General features: G+C 63.5%; 17 protein-coding genes. 7 read left to right on the plus strand and 10 right to left on the minus strand.

Going from position 1 to position 17,887, the window contains the following annotated elements; translation table 11 throughout:
- Positions 1-15: 15 nt before the first annotated feature.
- The 3 genes from VWZ81_RS04040 to mazG form a co-directional block, all read right to left on the minus strand.
- Positions 16-1,011, minus strand: a complete 996-nt coding sequence (locus tag VWZ81_RS04040) for an LLM class flavin-dependent oxidoreductase (RefSeq protein WP_340545897.1) — start codon at positions 1,009-1,011, stop codon at positions 16-18.
- 197 nt (positions 1,012-1,208) lie between these two features.
- On the minus strand, positions 1,209-1,901 hold the full coding sequence (locus tag VWZ81_RS04045) for a M48 family metallopeptidase (RefSeq protein ID WP_340545896.1): 693 nt from the start codon (positions 1,899-1,901) through the stop codon (positions 1,209-1,211).
- A gap of 73 nt (positions 1,902-1,974) precedes the next feature.
- Positions 1,975-2,811, minus strand: coding sequence for a nucleoside triphosphate pyrophosphohydrolase (mazG, locus tag VWZ81_RS04050; RefSeq protein WP_416542139.1), 837 nt, complete (start codon positions 2,809-2,811; stop codon positions 1,975-1,977).
- A gap of 64 nt (positions 2,812-2,875) precedes the next feature.
- Between mazG and VWZ81_RS04055 the strand changes: the two genes are divergently transcribed.
- The 4 genes from VWZ81_RS04055 to VWZ81_RS04070 all read left to right on the plus strand — a co-directional run bounded on the left by VWZ81_RS04055 (position 2,876) and on the right by VWZ81_RS04070 (position 6,516).
- On the plus strand, positions 2,876-4,051 hold the full coding sequence (locus VWZ81_RS04055) for a M20 aminoacylase family protein (RefSeq protein WP_416542140.1): 1,176 nt from the start codon (positions 2,876-2,878) through the stop codon (positions 4,049-4,051).
- 88 nt (positions 4,052-4,139) lie between these two features.
- Positions 4,140-5,105: an agmatinase gene (gene speB, locus VWZ81_RS04060; protein WP_340545893.1), complete on the plus strand. Its 966-nt coding sequence runs from the start codon at positions 4,140-4,142 to the stop codon at positions 5,103-5,105.
- Positions 5,102-6,049 (plus strand): agmatinase, encoded by a 948-nt coding sequence (speB, locus tag VWZ81_RS04065; protein ID WP_340545892.1) that lies wholly within the window; start codon positions 5,102-5,104, stop codon positions 6,047-6,049. Before speB (VWZ81_RS04060) ends, speB (VWZ81_RS04065) begins: the two co-directional genes overlap by 4 nt.
- A gap of 44 nt (positions 6,050-6,093) precedes the next feature.
- Positions 6,094-6,516: a DUF1499 domain-containing protein gene (locus VWZ81_RS04070; protein WP_340545891.1), complete on the plus strand. Its 423-nt coding sequence runs from the start codon at positions 6,094-6,096 to the stop codon at positions 6,514-6,516.
- Positions 6,517-6,598: 82 nt separating this feature from the next.
- On the opposite strand, the gene VWZ81_RS04075 is transcribed toward VWZ81_RS04070, so the two are convergent.
- Entirely contained in the window at positions 6,599-6,886 is a 288-nt protein-coding gene (locus VWZ81_RS04075; protein WP_416539169.1) for a hypothetical protein, read from the minus strand.
- A 173-nt stretch (positions 6,887-7,059) separates the two neighbouring features.
- On the opposite strand from VWZ81_RS04075, the gene prfA reads away from it, so the two are divergent.
- From prfA to VWZ81_RS04090, 3 genes are all read left to right on the plus strand, one after another.
- The gene (gene prfA, locus VWZ81_RS04080) at positions 7,060-8,115 is read left to right on the plus strand and encodes a peptide chain release factor 1 (RefSeq protein WP_416542141.1); all 1,056 of its coding nucleotides are present in this window, start codon (positions 7,060-7,062) and stop codon (positions 8,113-8,115) included.
- Positions 8,112-8,969 (plus strand): peptide chain release factor N(5)-glutamine methyltransferase, encoded by an 858-nt coding sequence (prmC, locus tag VWZ81_RS04085; RefSeq protein ID WP_416542142.1) that lies wholly within the window; start codon positions 8,112-8,114, stop codon positions 8,967-8,969. The genes prfA and prmC overlap by 4 nt, the downstream gene beginning before the upstream one ends.
- Before the next feature lie 224 nt (positions 8,970-9,193).
- Positions 9,194-9,895 carry a DUF4167 domain-containing protein gene (locus tag VWZ81_RS04090; RefSeq protein ID WP_416542143.1) on the plus strand — a complete coding sequence of 234 codons (702 nt, stop codon included), beginning with the start codon at positions 9,194-9,196 and terminating at the stop codon, positions 9,893-9,895.
- 141 nt (positions 9,896-10,036) lie between these two features.
- On the opposite strand, the gene rsmA is transcribed toward VWZ81_RS04090, so the two are convergent.
- The 6 genes from rsmA to lptF form a co-directional block, all read right to left on the minus strand.
- On the minus strand, positions 10,037-10,882 hold the full coding sequence (rsmA, locus tag VWZ81_RS04095) for a 16S rRNA (adenine(1518)-N(6)/adenine(1519)-N(6))-dimethyltransferase RsmA (protein WP_340545888.1): 846 nt from the start codon (positions 10,880-10,882) through the stop codon (positions 10,037-10,039).
- Positions 10,883-10,967: 85 nt separating this feature from the next.
- Positions 10,968-11,972, minus strand: coding sequence for a 4-hydroxythreonine-4-phosphate dehydrogenase PdxA (gene pdxA / locus VWZ81_RS04100; RefSeq protein WP_416542144.1), 1,005 nt, complete (start codon positions 11,970-11,972; stop codon positions 10,968-10,970).
- Positions 11,969-13,237, minus strand: a complete 1,269-nt coding sequence (locus tag VWZ81_RS04105) for a peptidylprolyl isomerase (RefSeq protein ID WP_416542145.1) — start codon at positions 13,235-13,237, stop codon at positions 11,969-11,971. Before VWZ81_RS04105 ends, pdxA begins: the two co-directional genes overlap by 4 nt.
- Positions 13,222-15,408, minus strand: a complete 2,187-nt coding sequence (locus tag VWZ81_RS04110; protein ID WP_416542146.1) for an LPS-assembly protein LptD — start codon at positions 15,406-15,408, stop codon at positions 13,222-13,224. Before VWZ81_RS04110 ends, VWZ81_RS04105 begins: the two co-directional genes overlap by 16 nt.
- Before the next feature lies 1 nt (position 15,409).
- Positions 15,410-16,513 (minus strand): LPS export ABC transporter permease LptG, encoded by a 1,104-nt coding sequence (lptG, locus tag VWZ81_RS04115; protein WP_340545884.1) that lies wholly within the window; start codon positions 16,511-16,513, stop codon positions 15,410-15,412.
- Positions 16,510-17,661 (minus strand): LPS export ABC transporter permease LptF, encoded by a 1,152-nt coding sequence (gene lptF / locus VWZ81_RS04120; RefSeq protein ID WP_416534214.1) that lies wholly within the window; start codon positions 17,659-17,661, stop codon positions 16,510-16,512. Before lptF ends, lptG begins: the two co-directional genes overlap by 4 nt.
- Positions 17,662-17,887: the final 226 nt, after the last annotated feature.

The following is a 17,887-nucleotide window of genomic DNA, read 5'->3' on the forward strand; positions in this document are numbered from 1 at the left end:
AGACCTTGGCGCGGCTCAGATGTCGCCCAGCACCTCAGCGGCGATCTCAAAGGATCGCAGCCGTGCATCGTGGTCATGGATCTGCCCGGTCAGAATGATCTCATCCGGTTGATACCGCTCAAGAATACCAGACAGTTCGGCGGCCACCGTGGCCTTGCTGCCGGTCGCGGAAATCCGCAGCGCCTCATTCACCCCGTGCAGCACCGGCGGGGCGATATGCTGGGTGATATCCTCCACCGGAGCCGGCAGCTTGCCGGGTTTGCCTTCGTGCAGCCGGGCAAAGGCCTGCTGCATGGTGGTTCTCAGCCGCTGCCCTTCGCGGTCGGTATCGGCGGCAAAGACGTTGACCGCGATCATGGCGCGGGGGGCGTCGAGATGCTCTGATGGCTGAAAGCCGCTGCGATAGGCGGCCAGCGCCTGCTCCAGCGCGGCGGGGGCAAAGTGCGAAGCAAAGGCATAGGGCAGCCCCAGCTGTGCCGCAAGCTGCGCCCCATAAAGGCTGGAGCCGAGGATCCACAGCGGCACCCTGGTGCCCTGTCCCGGAAAGGCCCGCACCCGCGCTTCGGGTGTCTCGGGGCCAAGGTAGTTGATCAGCTCGATCACATCATGCGGGAAGGTATCGGGATTGCGCTCACCGGTTTGCAAGCCCCGACGCAGGGCGCGGGCCGTCTGCAGATCGGTGCCGGGCGCGCGTCCCAACCCAAGATCAATGCGGTTGCCATATAGGCTGGCCAGCGTGCCAAAGGCTTCGGCCACCATATAGGGGGCGTGGTTGGGCAGCATGATTCCCCCGGCACCGACCCGGATCGTTTTGGTCTGTCCGGCGATATGGCCGATCAGAACAGCGGTGGCGGCACTGGCGATCCCCGGCATATTGTGATGCTCCGCCAGCCAGTAGCGGTGATATCCCCAGGCCTCGGCCCGCTGTGCCAGATCAGTGCTGTTGCGCAGCGATTGAGCGATGTCATGGCCTTCGGGTACGGGGGCAAGGTCAAGAACGGAATAGCGCATGGTAGGTCTCCGGGAGCCCGCCCAGGCGGGTCGTTAGGTCTTGTGTCCGCAGGGACATATCTGACTGAAACGCCTGCAACGGGGGATTGGTTGCCCACAGATGGGGATGGCGGCCGCACGGGCCAAGGGGGATGACGCGCCCGGCTGCGCTTGATCTTGTGTAAATTTCAGTGAACCAATGGTTTGCGGCCTGATCTTCAGCTCTTTCCTTTACTCCAGCGCTGTTCGAGCCGGTCCAGCGCGGCAATACGCTCCTCGGTCTTGGGGTGGCTCATCAGCCAGGCGGGCGCCATGCCGCTGCGGGCCTGTGTCAGCTCTTCCAGCTTGCGAAACAGGCTTTTCTGCGGAGCGATGCCGATCCCTGCCTTGGTCAGCAGTGCTGCGGCATATTCATCGGCCTCATATTCATCGCTGCGCGACAGCCGCGCCGCCAGCAGTGAGGTCAGCACATTGGCAATCCAGGGCCCGACAAAGGGCACGAAACGGCCGATGATAAGCATCAGCGCCGTGCGCAGCGCGTTCTGCCCGGAAAAATCAATCATGCGTTTTCGCGCGTGCCCCAGCGCCACATGGCCCAGCTCATGTGCAATCACCGACGCCAGTTCAACATCGCTGACCTCGCCATTGCGGTATTTGCGATAGAACCCACGGGTGATGAAGATCCGCCCATCCGGCGCCGCCAGCCCGTTTACCGGATCGACCTCGTAGATATAGACCGGGATATGGCTGATGCCGAGCGCCGCTGCCATTCGATCCGTCAGCTGGCGCAGGCGGGCATCGGCCAGCTCGGTCGATTGCTGATCAAGGGCCCGATGGGTGCGCCAGACCGACAGGCGGTACATGACCAACCCGTAGATCACGGCGAGAAGGATGGGGGTTAGACGCAACATGCTTTAGGATATGGGGCTGGCGGTGAGAGCGGACAAGGCGCGTGGCCCGACAGGCCGCGCGGTGGGCAGCGCGTCAGTCATCGCAGGATGGCGTGGCCGCGCGCGCCTCTGCCTTTACCTCGTCCCAGAGCGCGTCCATTTCCGCCAGGTTGCTCTCTTCGGGACGTTTGCCGCGGTCGGAGAGCTTGGCCTCGACGCCCTCAAAGCGGCGGGTGAACTTGGCATTGGCGGCCCGCAGGGCGGCTTCCGGCTCCACCCCCAGATGGCGGCCCAGATTGGCCATCACAAACATCAGATCGCCGAATTCCTCCTCCACCTCGGCCTGGCTCAGGCTATCGCGGGCTTCTACCAGCTCGGCGGCCTCTTCGACGATCTTGGCGATCACATTGTCCGCCGACGGCCAGTCAAAGCCGACACGTGCGGCGCGTTTTTGCAGCTTGTAGGCGCGCAGCAGGGCGGGCAGGCCGACCGCCACACCGTCCAGCGTCCCCTGTTGCGCCTTGCCTGCGCGCTCCGCGGCCTTGATCGCCTCCCAGTCAGCGGTCTGCTGGTCGGCGGATTTCTCGCGGCTCTCGTCACCAAAGACATGCGGATGGCGCGCGACCATCTTGTTGGACATGGTGGTGACCACATCCTGAAAGGTGAAATGCCCGGCCTCCGCCGCCATCTGCGCATGAAACACCGACTGGAACAGCAGATCCCCCAGCTCGCCCTTCAGCTCATCCCAGGCCTCGCGCTCAATTGCATCGGCAACTTCGTAAGCTTCTTCAATGGTATAGGGCGCGATGCTGGCAAAGTCCTGTTCAATATCCCAGGGGCAGCCATGCTGTGGGTCGCGCAAGCACGCCATGATCTGCAGGAGCCGGTCGATACCGGCGGTTTCATCGTGGATCAGGTTGGTATCGGGCATTGCGGCGGCTCTTGTTCCTGTGTCAGATGCATCAATCCCGAGTCTGACCAAGGAGTCCACCCCCATGCCGGTTGTGAACCGAATTGCCGATTACGCCGAGGACATGACAGCCTGGCGGCAGCATCTGCACCAGATCCCCGAGCTGGCGCTGGATCTGCCGAAAACAGCGGCCTTCGTGGCGGAACGGCTGCGGGACTTCGGCGTTGACGAGCTGCATGAAGGGATCGCAAAGACCGGCATCGTGGCCATCATCAACGGTCAGGAGAGCAGCGCGGCGGATGCCCCCTGTATCGGTCTGCGCGCCGACATGGACGCCTTGCCAATCCCGGAGGAGACCGGTGCGGCCTATGCTTCGACCCATGCAGGCAATATGCACGCCTGCGGCCACGATGGGCATACGACGATGCTGCTGGGTGCGGCGAAATATCTGGCGGAAACACGCAACTTCAAGGGCCGGGTGGCGCTGATCTTCCAGCCCGCCGAGGAGGCCATCGGCGGTGCGCGCATCATGGTCGAAGAGGGGATCATGGAACGGTTCAACATCGGTGAGGTCTACGCGCTGCACAATGCACCGGGTCTGCCGGAGGGGCATTTCATGACAACTCCGGGTCCGCTGATGGCGGCGGTGGATAGTTTCCATATCCATATTCAGGGCGTTGGCGGCCATGGCGCGATGCCCCATGAAACCCGCGACCCGGTGATGGCGGCCTGCGGCATCGCCCAGGCGATCCAGACCATCGTCTCGCGCAACCATTACGCGCTGGATGATCTGGTGGTGTCGGTGACGCAGATCCACACCGGCACGGTGGACAATGTGGTCCCCGATACGGCCTATATCAACGGCACCGTGCGCACCTTTGATCCCAGGGTGCAGGAAATGGTGATACGGCGCATGGGTGAGATCGTGGCCGGGCAGGCGGCCAGCTACGGGGTCGAGGCGGAACTGGACTACGAGATCGGCTATCCCGCGACCATCAATGACGCGGCCAAGACCGATTTTGCGGTCTCCGTCGCGGCCGAGATCGCAGGCGCGGAGCATGTCGAGGCCGAGGCCGGCCGCGAGATGGGGGCGGAAGATTTCTCTTATATGCTACAGGCCCGTCCCGGCGCCTATCTGTTTCTGGGCCAGGGCAATAGTGCCGGGCTGCACCATCCAAAGTACGATTTCAACGACGATATCGCACCGGTCGGTGCCTCGTTTTTTGCCCGTCTGGTCGAGAAAGCACAGCCCGCAAGCTGATCTGGCGACAGCGCGGGGGCTTTCAGATGACAAGGCCACGCGCATTCGCTAGGAGATGGCCACAACCCGAGAAGAGGGAGCAGTCTGCATGGCGCTAGAAGACGCAAAGAAACAGGTCGATCAGGCCTTCACCCGCGACGACCTGAAGGGGTTGAGCTTTGAGAACACCTTTGGCGGGGCGACGTCCTTTCTGCGGCGCCGCTACACCAAGGACCTGACCCATGCGGATATTGCCGTCACAGGCATTCCCTTTGATCAGGCGGTGACGAACCGCCCCGGCACCAGGCTTGGCCCCCGCGCGGTGCGTGAAGCCTCGGCCCTGCAAAGCCCCGACGCCCCCTATGGCTGGGACATTTGCCCGGCAAGCGAGCTGGCGATTGTCGACTACGGCGATCTGGCCTTTGACTACGCCAATGTCGCGGCCTTCCCCGACACGCTCACCGAGCACATCCGCGGCATTCTGGCGACCGATACGGCTTCGGTGGCCATCGGTGGCGACCACTATGTGTCCTTCCCCATCCTCAAGGCCTATGCCGAGAAATACGGCCCGATTTCGCTGCTGCATTTCGATGCCCATAGCGACACCTGGCAGGATGATGATTTCAGCCGCGTCGATCATGGCACGATGTTCTACAAGGCGGTGAAATCCGGCATCATTGACCCCAAGACCTCGGTTCAGGTGGGCATTCGGACCACCAATGAGGACAATCTCGGCGTGCCCACCATCGACGCGCCCACCGTGCATGAGATTGGCCCGGACGAAACCGCGCGCCGTATTCGCGACGTGCTGGGTGACCGGCCGGTTTACCTGACCTTCGATATCGACTGTCTGGATCCGGCCTATGCGCCGGGCACCGGCACGCCGGTCTGGGGCGGTCTGACCTCGGCGCAGGCCGACGCCATCCTGAAAAACCTGCGCGGTATCAACATCCTGGGCGGCGATGTGGTTGAAGTGTCGCCCCCCTTTGACACCACCGGCGCCACCGCCATCGCAGGCGCGCATGTCGCCATGAGCATTATCTGTCTTCTGAGCTGGAGAATTACGGGCCGATGACTGACTTTAACCAGCCGATCAGCGGCAATGATCTGGCGCGGTTCTCCGGGCCGAACACCTTTATGCGGCTGCCGCAGGCGACCTCTCTGGAGGGGCTGGATGTGGCCATTCTGGGTGTGCCGATGGATATCGGCACCTCCTGGCGCTCAGGGACCCGCTTTGGGCCAAAGCAGATCCGCGCCGAAAGCGCGATGATCCGGCCTTATAACATGACCAGCGGTGCGGCGCCCTTTGACAGTCTGAACATTGGCGATATCGGCGATCTGGCGATCAACACGTTCTCGCTGCCCGACAGCCTGCGCATCATTCAGGAAAGCTACAGCGCCATCCTGTCCAGCGACGTGACGCCGGTCGCAATGGGTGGCGATCATTCGATCACCCTGCCGATCCTGCGCGCGATTGCGGAAAAATACGGGCCTGTCGCATTGGTCCATGTCGATGCCCATGCGGATGTGAACGACGATATGTTCGGTGAGCGCGAGACCCACGGGACGGTCTTCAGGCGCGCCTATGAAGAGGGGCTGATCGTCGCGGACAAGACCTATCAGATCGGCTTGCGTGGCACAGGCTACGGGGCGGATGATTTCAAGGAGGCGCAGCGCTGGGGGTTTCAGCATTTCCCCGCAAGCGAGCTTTGGAACCGCTCCCTGCACGGGATGGGTGCGGAAATTCGTCGCGATATCGGCAATAGGCCGGTCTATGTCTCCTATGATATCGATAGTCTGGACCCGGCCTATGCACCGGGTACCGGCACGCCGGAAATCGGTGGGCTGACCACACCGCAGGCGCTGGAACTGATCCGCGCCCTGCGGGGTTTGAATATTGTGGGCTGCGATATGGTCGAAGTATCGCCGCCTTATGACACGTCGGGCAACACGGCGCTGACAGCGGCCAACCTGCTGTATGAGCTGCTCTGTGTGCTGCCGGGTGTGACAACCAAATAAGGCCGGCTGTCCAGTGGCAGCCGCCACGAGGGAGAGCGGACCATATGGGTCGAGTGATGATATTTGTCTGGCTGAGCATCGCGGCGGTTGTTGTGGTGCTCGGGTTTATCCGGCTGGCGCCCAGCGATCCGCTGGACTGGAACACCCAGCCTGAATTCACCGAAGACAAGACCTTTCGCGGTGGCGTGTTCCGGGTGCTGCGCAGTGGCGAGGACGGGCTGGAGCGGTTCCACAACGTTGCCAGCAACGCTCCGCGCACCCGTGTGCTGGCCGGTTCGGTTGAGGATGAGATGGTCACCTATGTGACGCGTACGCGGTTTCTGGGCTTTCCCGATTACACCACCGCGCGGCAGGATGGCGATCTGCTGAAAGTCTATGCCCGTCTGCGGTTTGGCCGCTCCGATCTGGGCGCCAACAATGACCGGATCAACAGCTGGATCGCGCAGATGGCGCCCGCACCGCAATAGCGCCCTGATGCGGATCTCCCGGCCGCGTATGCTGCCCGGCCTGATATGACAGGCCAATCTCAACAAACGCATATCGGAGGGATCAGATCCGTGGTAGCGGCTCCGCAGCCGTCGAGATGGCCGGCGCCGTATCAGCCTCAGCCGCAAGGCAGCCCGCCTGAACTTCGCGCCACATCGGCACATTCAGCGACATCTGGCACTGGGCCGTGAACATGCGCCCGTCGACCTGCAGGCAGACAAATTCGCCCAGCTCAACCCGGCTGCCGCTCTTGTCGGTGCAATAACAGTCGATCGTGCGCCCATTCGGCGCGACAACATCGGCCTGAATGGGCGACGCGGTTGCGCTCCACGACAGCGCGAACCCCAGCAGATACAGCAAAGAGCGGGGCAGGCCTGGTGTTGCAGGGGGCAGCCACCCAAGCTCAGGCAGGCGGCGCTGCGCATGATCCTTTCCCGCAATATGAGGACTGGCATGTTGCATGACCCTAGCATATCACAAGGGCAGCCTTGCGCAAAAGACAGATCGATACGGATATTGCACGCATGATCCCCGAAGACCGCCTCGAGCAGATTTTACAACGGTTTCAGTATCTTGAGGCCGCAATGGCAGAGGGTGTCGCAGGCGGCGATATTGCGGCTCTGGCCAAGGAATATTCCGATCTGCGCCCGGTTGCCGAGCAGATCAGCGCCTATCGCCGCCTGCTGTCCGATCTTCAGGAAGCAGAAGACATGCTCGCCGATCCCGATATGGCGGCGCTGGCGGAGGAGGAGCTGCCCCAGCTGCGCGCGGCGTTGCCCGAGGCCGAACATGCGCTACAACTGGCGCTGCTGCCCCGGGATGAGGCCGACAGCCGCCCGGCCATTCTGGAAATCCGCCCCGGCACCGGCGGCGATGAGGCGGCCCTGTTCGCCGGGGATCTGCTGCGCATGTATCAGCGCTACGCCGAGGCGCGGGGCTGGGGGTTTGACATCATCGAGGAACAGACAACCGAACTCGGCGGGCTGAAAGAGGTGGTCGCCCATGTCAAAGGCGAAAACGTCTTTGCCCGGTTGAAATATGAGTCCGGTGTCCACCGCGTGCAGCGCGTTCCGGTGACCGAATCCGGCGGGCGCATCCACACCTCTGCCGCCACGGTTGCGGTGCTGCCCGAGGCAGAGGATGTCGATCTGCGCATTGATCCGGCGGATCTGCGGATCGACACCATGCGCGCCTCCGGGGCCGGTGGCCAGCATGTGAACACCACCGATTCCGCTGTGCGGATCACCCATATTCCCACCGGTATTATTGTGGTCAGCTCCGAGAAATCGCAGCACCGCAACCGCGAGATCGCGATGCAGGTTATGCGCACGCGGCTTTACGATCTGGAGCGCCAGCGCATCGACAGTGAACGGTCCGCCGATCGCGCCAGTCAGGTCGGCTCTGGCGACCGGTCGGAGCGGATCCGTACCTACAACTTTCCGCAGGGCCGGATGTCGGATCACCGTATCAACCTGACGCTCTATAAGCTTGACCAGATCATGCACGGCGATCTGGACGAGATCATCGACGCGCTGACAGCGGACGATCAGGCGCGGCTGCTGGCCGAGATGGGCCAATGAACGCGCCGCAAACAGCCGCTCAGGCGATGGCTGCCGCTGCGGCCCGGCTGCGCGCGGCCGGTGTGCCGGACCCGGCGCGCGATGCGCGGATCCTGCTGGCCCATGCCGCCCGGATCGAGGCCAGCCGCGTGACCCTGATCGCGCCCGAAGATCTGGCGCCTGAAATCGCCGAGCGCTATGAGCAGCTCATCGCCCTGCGCGCCATCCGGGTGCCGGTGTCTCAGCTGATTGGCGAGCGGGAGTTTTATGGCCGCCGCTTCAAGGTCTCCGGCGATGTGCTGGATCCGCGTCCTGAAACCGAAACCCTGATCGAGGCGGCGTTGGCCGAACCGTTCTCGCGGGTGCTGGACCTCGGCCTTGGTTCGGGCTGCATTCTGGTCACCCTGCTGGCCGAGCAGCGTGCCGCGACCGGCGTTGGCGTCGATCTGAGCGAAGCTGCCTGCCTTCAGGCGAGCGCCAATGCGGTGCTGCACCGGGTTGAGGCGCGTGCCGAAATCCTGCAGTCGGACTGGTTTTCCGCCGTCGAGGGGAAGTTCGATCTGATTGTCTCCAACCCGCCCTATATCGCGCTTGACGAAATGTCGGAGCTTTCGGATGAGGTGCGCGCCCATGAGCCGGAGATGGCGCTGACGGATGGCGGCGACGGGCTTGGCGCCTATCGGACCATCGCCGCCGATCTCGGCGATCATCTGGCCGCAGGGGGGCGGGTCTTTCTGGAGATCGGCCCGACGCAGGGTGCGGCGGTCAGTGATCTTCTGCTGTCGGCCGGGTTGAAAGAGGTCCGCATCCTGCCGGATATGGATGGGCGCGACCGGGTGGTCTGTGGCCGCAGCTGTGGCCAAAACAGCTCCTAAACCCGTGAAAATGGCCTGAATTTGCAGTTTCGTAAGAAAAAGCACCGATAATCGCCTGGACCCCCTTGTCTGAAAGGGCGGAACATGATTACTCAAAGAAGTCGCTTTAGGGTGAGGTAAAGAATACCTCCCGGCGACATCAAGCCCAAAATGGTCGATGATCCGGCGCAGAGGCGCGCTGGTATGGATCCACGACAAATACAATCAAGGCTGACGTTAGGCATATGAGATCGTCCAAATCACGTTCGCGTTCCAAGTCGAACCGGAACCGCCCAGCAGGCGCAAATGTTGTCAACCGCGTGTTCGACAGCTCCGGCCCCGAAGGCAAGGTACGCGGAACGCCGCAACAGATCATCGACAAATACAATCAGCTGGCGCGCGATGCCCAGCTGAGCAATGATCGCGTTGCCACCGAGAATTTCCAACAGCATGCTGAGCATTACCTGCGTATGCTGAACGAAGCGCAACGCGAAATTGATGCGCGTCGCGAAGAGCAGGAACGCCAGAACCGCGAGCGTCAGGCTGAGCGGGACCGTGAACGCGCAGAGCGCCAGGAACGCGAGGCGGGCAGCCGCTCCGACGATCCGTCCGCCGCGCCCCAGCCCGACGTGATGGATCCGCGCGATGGCAATGGTGACAGTGGCCTGGTGGAAACACCCGAGAGCCGCGATCAGTCCGCCGCCGACAGCGACGGCGACAGCAAACCGGCAAAGCCAGCAGCGCGCAAACCGCGCAGCCGCAAGCCCAAAGCTGAGGGCGACAAGCCTGACAGTGGCTCGACAGATGAGGCAAACGCGGACGCGCCCAAGGCGGACGCCGATGCCCCGGCAGCAGATGGGGCCGCGGCACCGGAACGCAAACCAGCACCCCGGCGCAAGCCCAAGCCGAAACCCACGGCTGAAGACGCTCCCGAAGCGGCCGAATGATCCGCAGACCGGTCGTTCGACCGGATCGACGGATACAGGGATAGATAAAAAGCCCGGTCTCAGCTGAGACCGGGCTTTTCTCTTGTCAGTCACATTGCGGACAGCCTGGGATGGATGTCGTTGCCTGTCTGGCGTGGCTGGTCAGGATTCGTTCTTCAGGCTTCGCGCCAGCGCGCAGAAGGCTTCCAGCCCGACCTGTTCCGCCCGCTCGGTTGGTGGAATGCCCACCGCCACAAGGTGATCCTCAATATCGGGGCTCACGCTCTTTAGACTGGCGCGCAGCATCTTGCGGCGCTGGTTGAAGGCGGCGGCCACCACCTTGTTCAGGGTGCCGGCATCTGCCGGATACCGGGGTGCCTCCAGCGCTTTCAGATGCACCACCGCGCTATGGACCTTGGGTGGCGGGCTGAAGGCCTCGGGCGGCAGCGACAGCACGATGCGGGCATCGGCGCGCCATTGCGCCAGCAGCGCCAGTCGTCCATAGGCCTTGCTGCCGGGCTGCGCGACGATCCGTTCGGCGACCTCGCGCTGGAACATCAGCGTCAGGCTCTGCCAGAAGGGCGGCCAGGCCTTTGGTGTCAGCCAGCGCACCAGCAGTTCGGTGCCGACGTTGTAGGGCAGGTTGGCGGCGATGCGGATGGGCGGTGTCAGATGGGTGAGCGGGTTCACCTCCAGCGCGTCACCTTCGATGACCTGCAACCGGCCCGGATAGGCCGCGGCCACCTCTGCGAGTGCGGGGATGCAGCGGCTGTCCTTCTCCACCGCCAGCACGCGCCGCGCGCCTTCGGCCAGCAGACCGCGGGTCAGACCGCCGGGACCGGGACCGATTTCCAGCACGTCGCATTCGCTGAGGTCTCCGGCCTGGCGGGCAATTTTTGCCGTCAGGTTCAGATCCAGAAGAAAATTCTGCCCCAGCGATTTGCGCGCCGAGAGCTGGTGGGTCTCGATCACCTCACGCAGGGGAGGAAGGGAGTCGATAGCGCTCATATCATCTGTACCTTGGGACGGGGCGCAGCGGCTGCGCCTTAGATTTTCATGCCTCCGGCGGGGATATTTCCGGCCAGAAGAAGTTTCAAGTGCTGCTGGCCGCGTTCGGGGTCCGGCGCTGCGCCATGGATTGCGCCAGCCGCAGCGCCTCGATCAGGCTGGAGGGGTTGGCGATGCCCTGACCGGCGATATCGCAGGCAGTGCCGTGATCCGGCGAGGTGCGGATGAACGGCAGCCCCAGCGTGACATTGACGCCGCGATCGAAATCGAGCGTCTTGATCGGGATCAGCGCCTGATCGTGATACATGCAGATCGCCGCGTCATAACGCGCGCGTGCAGCGGCATGGAACATCGTGTCGGCAGGGTGCGGCCCAGAGAGCGTATAGGCGCCGCCCTGCATATCGGCAATCAGCCCGCGCATCCAATCCAGCTCTTCGTGGCCCATGGCGCCATCTTCACCGGCGTGGGGGTTCAGCCCCGCAACTGCAATCCGGGGGTGGGCCAGGCCAAACTGGTCCCGCAGCCCCTGCGCGGTGATTTCAATCGTGCGGCGCAGGCCGTCGGCCGTCAGCTGCTGCGGGACCTGTGACAGGGGGATATGGATGGTGGCGGGCACCACCCGCAGCTCCGGGCTTGCCAACATCATGACGACATTTGGCGTGCCGCCCAGATGGGCGAGAAACTCGGTATGGCCGGGGTAGGCAAATGCGGCGCCGTCAATCAGCGCCTTCTTGTGGATCGGCGCGGTGCAGAGCGCGCTGGCCTCGCCGGATTGCACCAGCGAGACACCGGCCTCAATGGCGCGGATGACACCGGCGGCATTGTCGGGGTTGAGCTGTCCGGGCACGGTTGGGGCGGCAAAGTCGACCCGCAGCACAGGCACAGCGCTGGCACTGACATCGACGGCCTCAGCGGCATTGTCGATCTCTTGCCAGTCTGTTCCCGTGGGCAGGTGTCGCGGATCGCCCAGCCACAGGAACGGGCAACTGTCGCGCAAGTCCTGCCAGGCTTTGACCGCCAGTTCCGGGCCGATACCCGCCGGTTCCCCACAGCTGAGCGCGATGGGCAAGGGGCGGGCAGGGCGGCTCATTCCCCGCTGATCCGCGCGTCGGCTTTCAGCTGTTCCAGAAGGCTGTCGGCAAAGGCGCCGAGCCGTTGCTGGGTCAGCGCATTGCCGACGCTTTCGCGGCTGGCTTCGGCGTTCACTTCAGCGGTGCGGCCACAGAGCATCAGCAGCATCAGGGTCTGGCCATTGTTGCGGGTCAGCGCCAGCGAGGTCTCATTGGGATCGAGCTTGGCAAGTTCAATGGCGATATCCTGCGGGATCTCACCCGGCGCCAGGGTTTCGCGGTCCAGTACAGAGGGATCCTGACCCTTGGCCACACCATAGAGATCATCGCAGCTGTCAACCGCATTGACCACCTTGGTGCCAGCGGCCAGCGCCTCGGGGGTGCGGCCTCCGGGCAGATAGTAGGCCGCGTATTCGATGGCGGCATAGCTGGGTGCGGCGCCGCTGGTTTCGCGCAGATCACGCAGCTGGAACAGGGCAACCGCGCCATCCAGCGGCAGCGGCGCAGTGACTTCACCGGGGCGCAGCGCCAGGACGACCTGTTGCAGCTGGGGGGGCAGGTTGGTCAGCGGCATCCAGGGCAGCCGTCCGCCGCTTTGCCGGGTGGCCGTGGCCGAATATTGTTGCGCGGCCTGCGAAAACGCGCCGGTGGTGGTGATCCGGCTGACCTGTTGGGCGATATCCTCGACCTGGGCGGCATTCTGCGCGTTGATCGGCATGATCAGCTCGGACAGGAGCACCTCGACACCACCGGAACCGGCAAGCCCCATGGCGCGGTCGATCTCTTCCTCGCTGGGGCGAGCCTGTGCCAGATAGCGAGCGGCAACATATTCGCGCCAGGCAATGCCGACGCGGGTGAAATCGCGCAGGGTTTCAGGCGCCACGCCATTCTGACCCAGCACATTCAGGAATTCCTGCAGGCTGAGATTGGCGCGGCCGGCCAGTTCGGTCATACCTGCGACAATTTCTTCTTCGGTCGGCTCGATCCCGGCCTGGGCCAGAACGTCGAGTTTCAACCGGTCCTCGATGAGGTCTTCGCGGGCTTTTTCCAGCGGATCGCCCGGATCGCGCAGCAGGGTCAGGAACCGGGCGCGCTGTTGCAGCTCGTAATTTGTGACCACTGCGTCATTCACCGTCACCGCCGGGGCAAACAGCCCCTGTGCCAGGGCGGCGGGGGCGGGGGCGAAGATCACCGCCGCTGCCAGCGCCACGGCTGTTGCGGTCTGGGTCAGTCGCTGAACGAAGGGGGCCGCATCTTGGGGCCGGAAACTCAGGTGTTTTTGCATGATCGCCTGTACTTCTTGCTGCCGCTGTCCACGGAAAACCCGTTTAACGCGATGGTAAAGCCGAAATCCGTTGTCGGCTCAACACTTGTTGTCGATGTATAGCGCCGGTTGACCGAAAGATCGACCGTCACGCATTCGTTGGAATAGACCAGCCCGAGGCCTGCGCGGGTGGCCCGGGCGTCAGAGATGTCGTAGCGCAGATTGGCGCTGGCGGTCCAGCCGGGGCTGACCTCATAGGCACCGTCGAACCAGAGTTCGGAGACCTCCTCGGCGCGGCCTTCGGCGGGATCGGTGCCCAGCCACATATAGGTGCCGGTCAGGCGGCTGCGGTCGGTCATCCAGTCGCCGCGCACCTCCGCCTTGGAGAAGTTGAGTGAGCCGTTCAACAGGCCCCGCGTGGTGATCGCCAGATCATCGTTCAGCTTCAGCTGCGCGGCCATCAGGAGGTCGGAGGAGGTGCCGCCGAGGCCGGAGCTCTTGGTGAACCGACCATCGTCGCTGTCGCGGAACACCTGCCCGATGGTGGCAGAGGCCTGCCAGCCACTGGGCGAGAACCGCGCCCAGTTCAGCCCGAAAGCCACCGTCACCCCGTCCTCGCGCGCATCGGTGGCCGGAAACCGCGACAGATCCAGCAGGTTGCCCCGGTCGAACTCCACGAAATTGCTTTCGTCGTTGGGGACAGCGGTATCGCCGGTATCAGTCCAGCCGATCTGCAGGATCGGTTCCAGAAACTGCGTGGCGCCGGATTGCTCCCGCCGGGTCATCGGCAGGCGGAAGGTGAGCGCGCTGCGTGGGCTGAAGCGCGAGGTGTTATTGGCAAAGACATCGTCGTCATAGACCGCAAAGGCATCCGCCGCAGCGCCCAGCGACCAGTCCGCCACCAGCCCGTTGGCAAAGCGCCAGCTGCGGTGCCAGTCCACATCAAATGTCGCCCGGCCAATATCGCGGCCGCCCGGATCGGTCAGGTTGCCCCGGATGTCGGAGGTTCGGTTATGACCGTGGGTTTCCAGTGACAGGCGTAGCTCGCCGCCGATCTGCGTCGGGAAAAAACGCCGTTCATAGTAGAGGTTGCCGACGGAGGACGGGATCAGATCCTGATTTTCGCTATCGCGCAGTGTCTTGTAGGAAATCGCGCTGGCGCGGAACAGGCTGTCGCGCTCGACCTTGGTCACCACAACCTCGGAGCGGAGACGGTCCAGATCACGCAGGCCGTAGTCGACCAGATAGGCATCATCCGACACCGTCTTGAGATCGAACCGCAGCTTGAACGCATTGGGCAGGTCAAAGGTCCCCTCGGCAAAGACATAGCCGCGATCCTCGCCCCGGTAGAGCTCATCCCGGGTATAGGCGCCGTTGACTTCGATCTCGCCACGGCGGAAGGCCTGACGATAGCGCATGTCCAGCGTCCGGGTACGCGACGACAGGTAGGGCGACAGCGTCAGGTCACGATGTGGGCCGATGGTCAGGAAATACGGCAGTTTCACCCCGGTGCCGAGGTTCGAGGTGGTGCGGATCGACGGAATCAGAAATCCATTGGCCCGCTCCAGCGTCGGGTCGGGCAGGCGGATGCCGGGGAAATAGAACACCGGCGTGTCCAAGATCCTCAGCTGGGCGTTCTCCAGATAGAGCTGGCGCTCCTGCTGATCGTGGGTGATCCGCTCGGCCCGGATCTGCCAGAGCGGCGGCCGCCCGTCGGTGCAGACATGGCAGGAGGTGACGGCGGTTTTGTAAAGCTGCGTGTAGCGGCCGCCAACGCGGGTCATCTGCAGGGAGGCCAGTTGCAGCTGCTGCTGAAACACCATGCGCGCGCCGACCAGCAGGCCATTGCGCAGATCCCGGTCCAGCTCGGCAGCATCAGCCAGAATGGTGATGTCGCCGCCTTCGTCGATGCGAATGGGGCCTTCGATCTGCAGGGCGCCTTGGGTCTGATCAAAAGTGATCTTCCGCGCCCGGAGCCTGACATCGCCCTGGAAGGCTTCGACATTGCCTTCGGCCACCAGGGTACGATCCGGGGTGATGAACAGCTGGTCGGCCACCAGAATTGCGGGCGTATCAGCCGATTGCGCAGCGGCGCCGGGGCGGGCGCTCTGGGCATGGGCGACATCGCTCAGCGCCAGCTGGCCAACCGCCAGCCAGGGCAGAACCGTCGAGAGTAGCAGGGCGCGGCGCATGTTATCCGTCCTCGGCATGTAAGAGTAACCCCATCGTCAGCAGGATCGCCGCCACCGGCGGAGCCCAGCCGGCCAGCGCCACGGGGATCTGGCCGTTTTCCCCCAGGATCTGGGCGAAATTGCGCAGGAAATAAAGCCCGAACCCTAGCAGCACCGCTGTCAGAACCGCCAGACCGGTGCCGCCAAACCGCGTATGGCGCATGGTAAAGGCGGCGCCAACCAGCGCCATGGCGATCAGGAACAGCGGTCGCGCCAGTTCCACCTGCAACCAGACCTCATAGCGCTTGGTGGAGAACCCGGCCTCGGACAGCTCGCGGATCGTGGCGGGCAGATCGTAGACGGAGATCCCGGTCGCAGTGCCCAGCGTGTCGCGAATCCGCTCCGATGTCAGCGTGGTCGAGAGGCGCAGTGTCGGGTGCCGCTCGGCGTTGGTCTCGGGGTTCACACCCACGATGAGCGGCCAGACCTTGGCCTTGGTCAGCACCCAGTCGCCGCCATCCAGCGTCGCCTGTTCCGCAAGCGTCTGGCGGATCGGGCGGCCTTCGGGGCCGTAAGAAAGGATCGTCACATCATGGAGCGTGATATCGCCGGTATCGCCGCTGTAGCCGGTGGCGTGGATGACCGATTGCCCCAACGCGCCGCCTTGCCGCAGCCACAGGCCCTCACCGGTAAGCGACAGCGCGGCCGGGCCGCCGTTGCGGTAAGTCTCCGCCAGATCGCGGTAGCGGTTGGAGGTCGCCGCCACGATCGGGTTCAACGTGCTGACAGCCAGCACCCCGATCAGCGCCGCCAGCAGCACCGGAGCCGCCAGCGCGCGGATGCCCGAGCGGCCAATGGCGCGGGTCACCACCAGCTCGCTGCTGCGCGCCAGCCCGATGAACAGCACGATGGTGGTGAGGATCATGATCAACGGCAGAAATTCACTCAGCGCCGCAGGGGTATTGAGCAGCGTCAGGCCGAACAGCTGACCCAGCGACAGGTCCTGCGCCTCAAACCGGCGGATCTGCTCATTCAGGTCGATCAACATCACAAGCGTTAACAGGACGCCGCAAATCACTGCAAACCATTGCAAAAAGCGGCGCGCGTAATACAGGTCCAGGGTCATGTGGCGCGCTCCCTGCGGGTTTGGCGGCTATGGCGCCGCCGCGCCAGCAGCGGTCCCAGCGGCTTGGCCGCCAATTGCAGAAACGCCAGCCCGACCAGCAGCCCGATCAGCGTCGGCAGGTAGATCAGCGGCCAGAAATCGGCGTTGTGCAGCACCGGCTCGGAGACCACGCCGCGCAGCCCCTCGACAAAGATCAGTAGCACAAAGGCAAGAAGCGCCTGCCGCCAGACGCCAAATCGCGAGAAACCGCCCAGCATCAGGGAGGCAAAGCCGATCAGCACCACAGCGACACAGACCAGGGCACGGGCAAACCGCAGGTGCAGCTCTTCGGCCAGCGCGCCGGCACTATAGGGGCCATCGGCGATCAGCTTCGGCATCTCGCGCAGCAACTCAAGGCTGGGGATGGCGCGGATATTGCGGGTCTTTTCTTCAGCTTTGTTGGCAAGGCTACTGATATCATAGGAGAAATCGGAAAAGATGGTGGAAGACAGGCGCTGGGTCTCAGCGTCGATACGCTGTGACATGCCATCAACCATCACCAGATGGGTCCTGTCGTCGTCGCGCACCAGATAGGCCTTGCCGCCGGTATAGGTGACGCTTTCTGCCGGGTTGCGGCGATCGGACAGGAACACGTCATTGAGCGTCCCATCGGGGTCAATCCGACCAATGTAAAAGGTGACGCCGCGCGCCGGATGCAGGAAATCACCCTCGCTCAACAGCTTGGCCGTCACATTGCGGGCGACCTCGGATTCGCGCTGCTCCAGCGTCGCGATGGAAGCAGGCAGCAGAACATGGGTCAGGATCGACATCATCAGCGCGGTGATCAGGCCAAAGGCCAGCGCCGGTTTCGCCATCTGCCAGGGGCTGGTGCCGGTGGCCCGCAGAACCGTCAGTTCGCTTTCGCTGTTGAGCCGGTTGGTCACCCAGACCGATGCGGCAAAGGCCGCAACCGGCAGCACCATACGCACCAGATTCGGCAGGGCAAGGGCGGTGAATTCCAGGAAAACCAAGGCCGACTGCCCGTCGCCGATCAGCCGGTCAAACAGCACCACCGCGCGGTTGATCCAGAATACGGCCACCAGAATCAAGGCAAAGAACCCAAAAAACAGCAGGTATTGGGACAGCACATATCTGTCGTATCGTGACACGCGATCCCCCCAGATCCTACTGCCCTTGTTTTGAGGAGACCTTAGAGGATTTGTTGGCCGGGGAAAACTGCATTCTGCGGACGCGCGACAGTCGGCCGGTGGCCGCCCCCTAGCCCGTTCGGCGCATCCTTCGACGGCGGTCAAACCATATCTGGCCCTAGTCATTGTCGCACAGGCAGGCTACCTGTTGGGGATTGAGGAATTGACCCTGACAGGAGCCCCGCAC

Origin of the sequence: Phaeobacter sp. JH20_34 (assembly GCF_048056095.1) — a bacterium.
GTDB classification, from domain to species: domain Bacteria; phylum Pseudomonadota; class Alphaproteobacteria; order Rhodobacterales; family Rhodobacteraceae; genus Phaeobacter; species Phaeobacter bryozoorum.

What these genes read in the sequence shown, in the direction of transcription:
- lptG (WP_340545884.1), bottom strand. Translation starts at nt 16,513, where the DNA reads ATGACCCTGGACCTGTATTACGCGCGCCGCTTTTTGCAATGGTTTGCA.
- pdxA (WP_416542144.1), bottom strand. Translation starts at nt 11,972, where the DNA reads ATGAGCCGCCCTGCCCGCCCCTTGCCCATCGCGCTCAGCTGTGGGGAA.
- VWZ81_RS04105 (WP_416542145.1), bottom strand. Translation starts at nt 13,237, where the DNA reads ATGCAAAAACACCTGAGTTTCCGGCCCCAAGATGCGGCCCCCTTCGTT.
- VWZ81_RS04070 (WP_340545891.1), top strand. Translation starts at nt 6,094, where the DNA reads ATGGGTCGAGTGATGATATTTGTCTGGCTGAGCATCGCGGCGGTTGTT.
- VWZ81_RS04110 (WP_416542146.1), bottom strand. Translation starts at nt 15,408, where the DNA reads ATGCGCCGCGCCCTGCTACTCTCGACGGTTCTGCCCTGGCTGGCGGTT.
- VWZ81_RS04045 (WP_340545896.1), bottom strand. Translation starts at nt 1,901, where the DNA reads ATGTTGCGTCTAACCCCCATCCTTCTCGCCGTGATCTACGGGTTGGTC.
- speB (WP_340545892.1), top strand. Translation starts at nt 5,102, where the DNA reads ATGACTGACTTTAACCAGCCGATCAGCGGCAATGATCTGGCGCGGTTC.
- VWZ81_RS04040 (WP_340545897.1), bottom strand. Translation starts at nt 1,011, where the DNA reads ATGCGCTATTCCGTTCTTGACCTTGCCCCCGTACCCGAAGGCCATGAC.
- mazG (WP_416542139.1), bottom strand. Translation starts at nt 2,811, where the DNA reads ATGCCCGATACCAACCTGATCCACGATGAAACCGCCGGTATCGACCGG.
- rsmA (WP_340545888.1), bottom strand. Translation starts at nt 10,882, where the DNA reads ATGAGCGCTATCGACTCCCTTCCTCCCCTGCGTGAGGTGATCGAGACC.
- VWZ81_RS04055 (WP_416542140.1), top strand. Translation starts at nt 2,876, where the DNA reads ATGCCGGTTGTGAACCGAATTGCCGATTACGCCGAGGACATGACAGCC.
- prmC (WP_416542142.1), top strand. Translation starts at nt 8,112, where the DNA reads ATGAACGCGCCGCAAACAGCCGCTCAGGCGATGGCTGCCGCTGCGGCC.
- speB (WP_340545893.1), top strand. Translation starts at nt 4,140, where the DNA reads ATGGCGCTAGAAGACGCAAAGAAACAGGTCGATCAGGCCTTCACCCGC.
- prfA (WP_416542141.1), top strand. Translation starts at nt 7,060, where the DNA reads ATGATCCCCGAAGACCGCCTCGAGCAGATTTTACAACGGTTTCAGTAT.
- VWZ81_RS04090 (WP_416542143.1), top strand. Translation starts at nt 9,194, where the DNA reads ATGAGATCGTCCAAATCACGTTCGCGTTCCAAGTCGAACCGGAACCGC.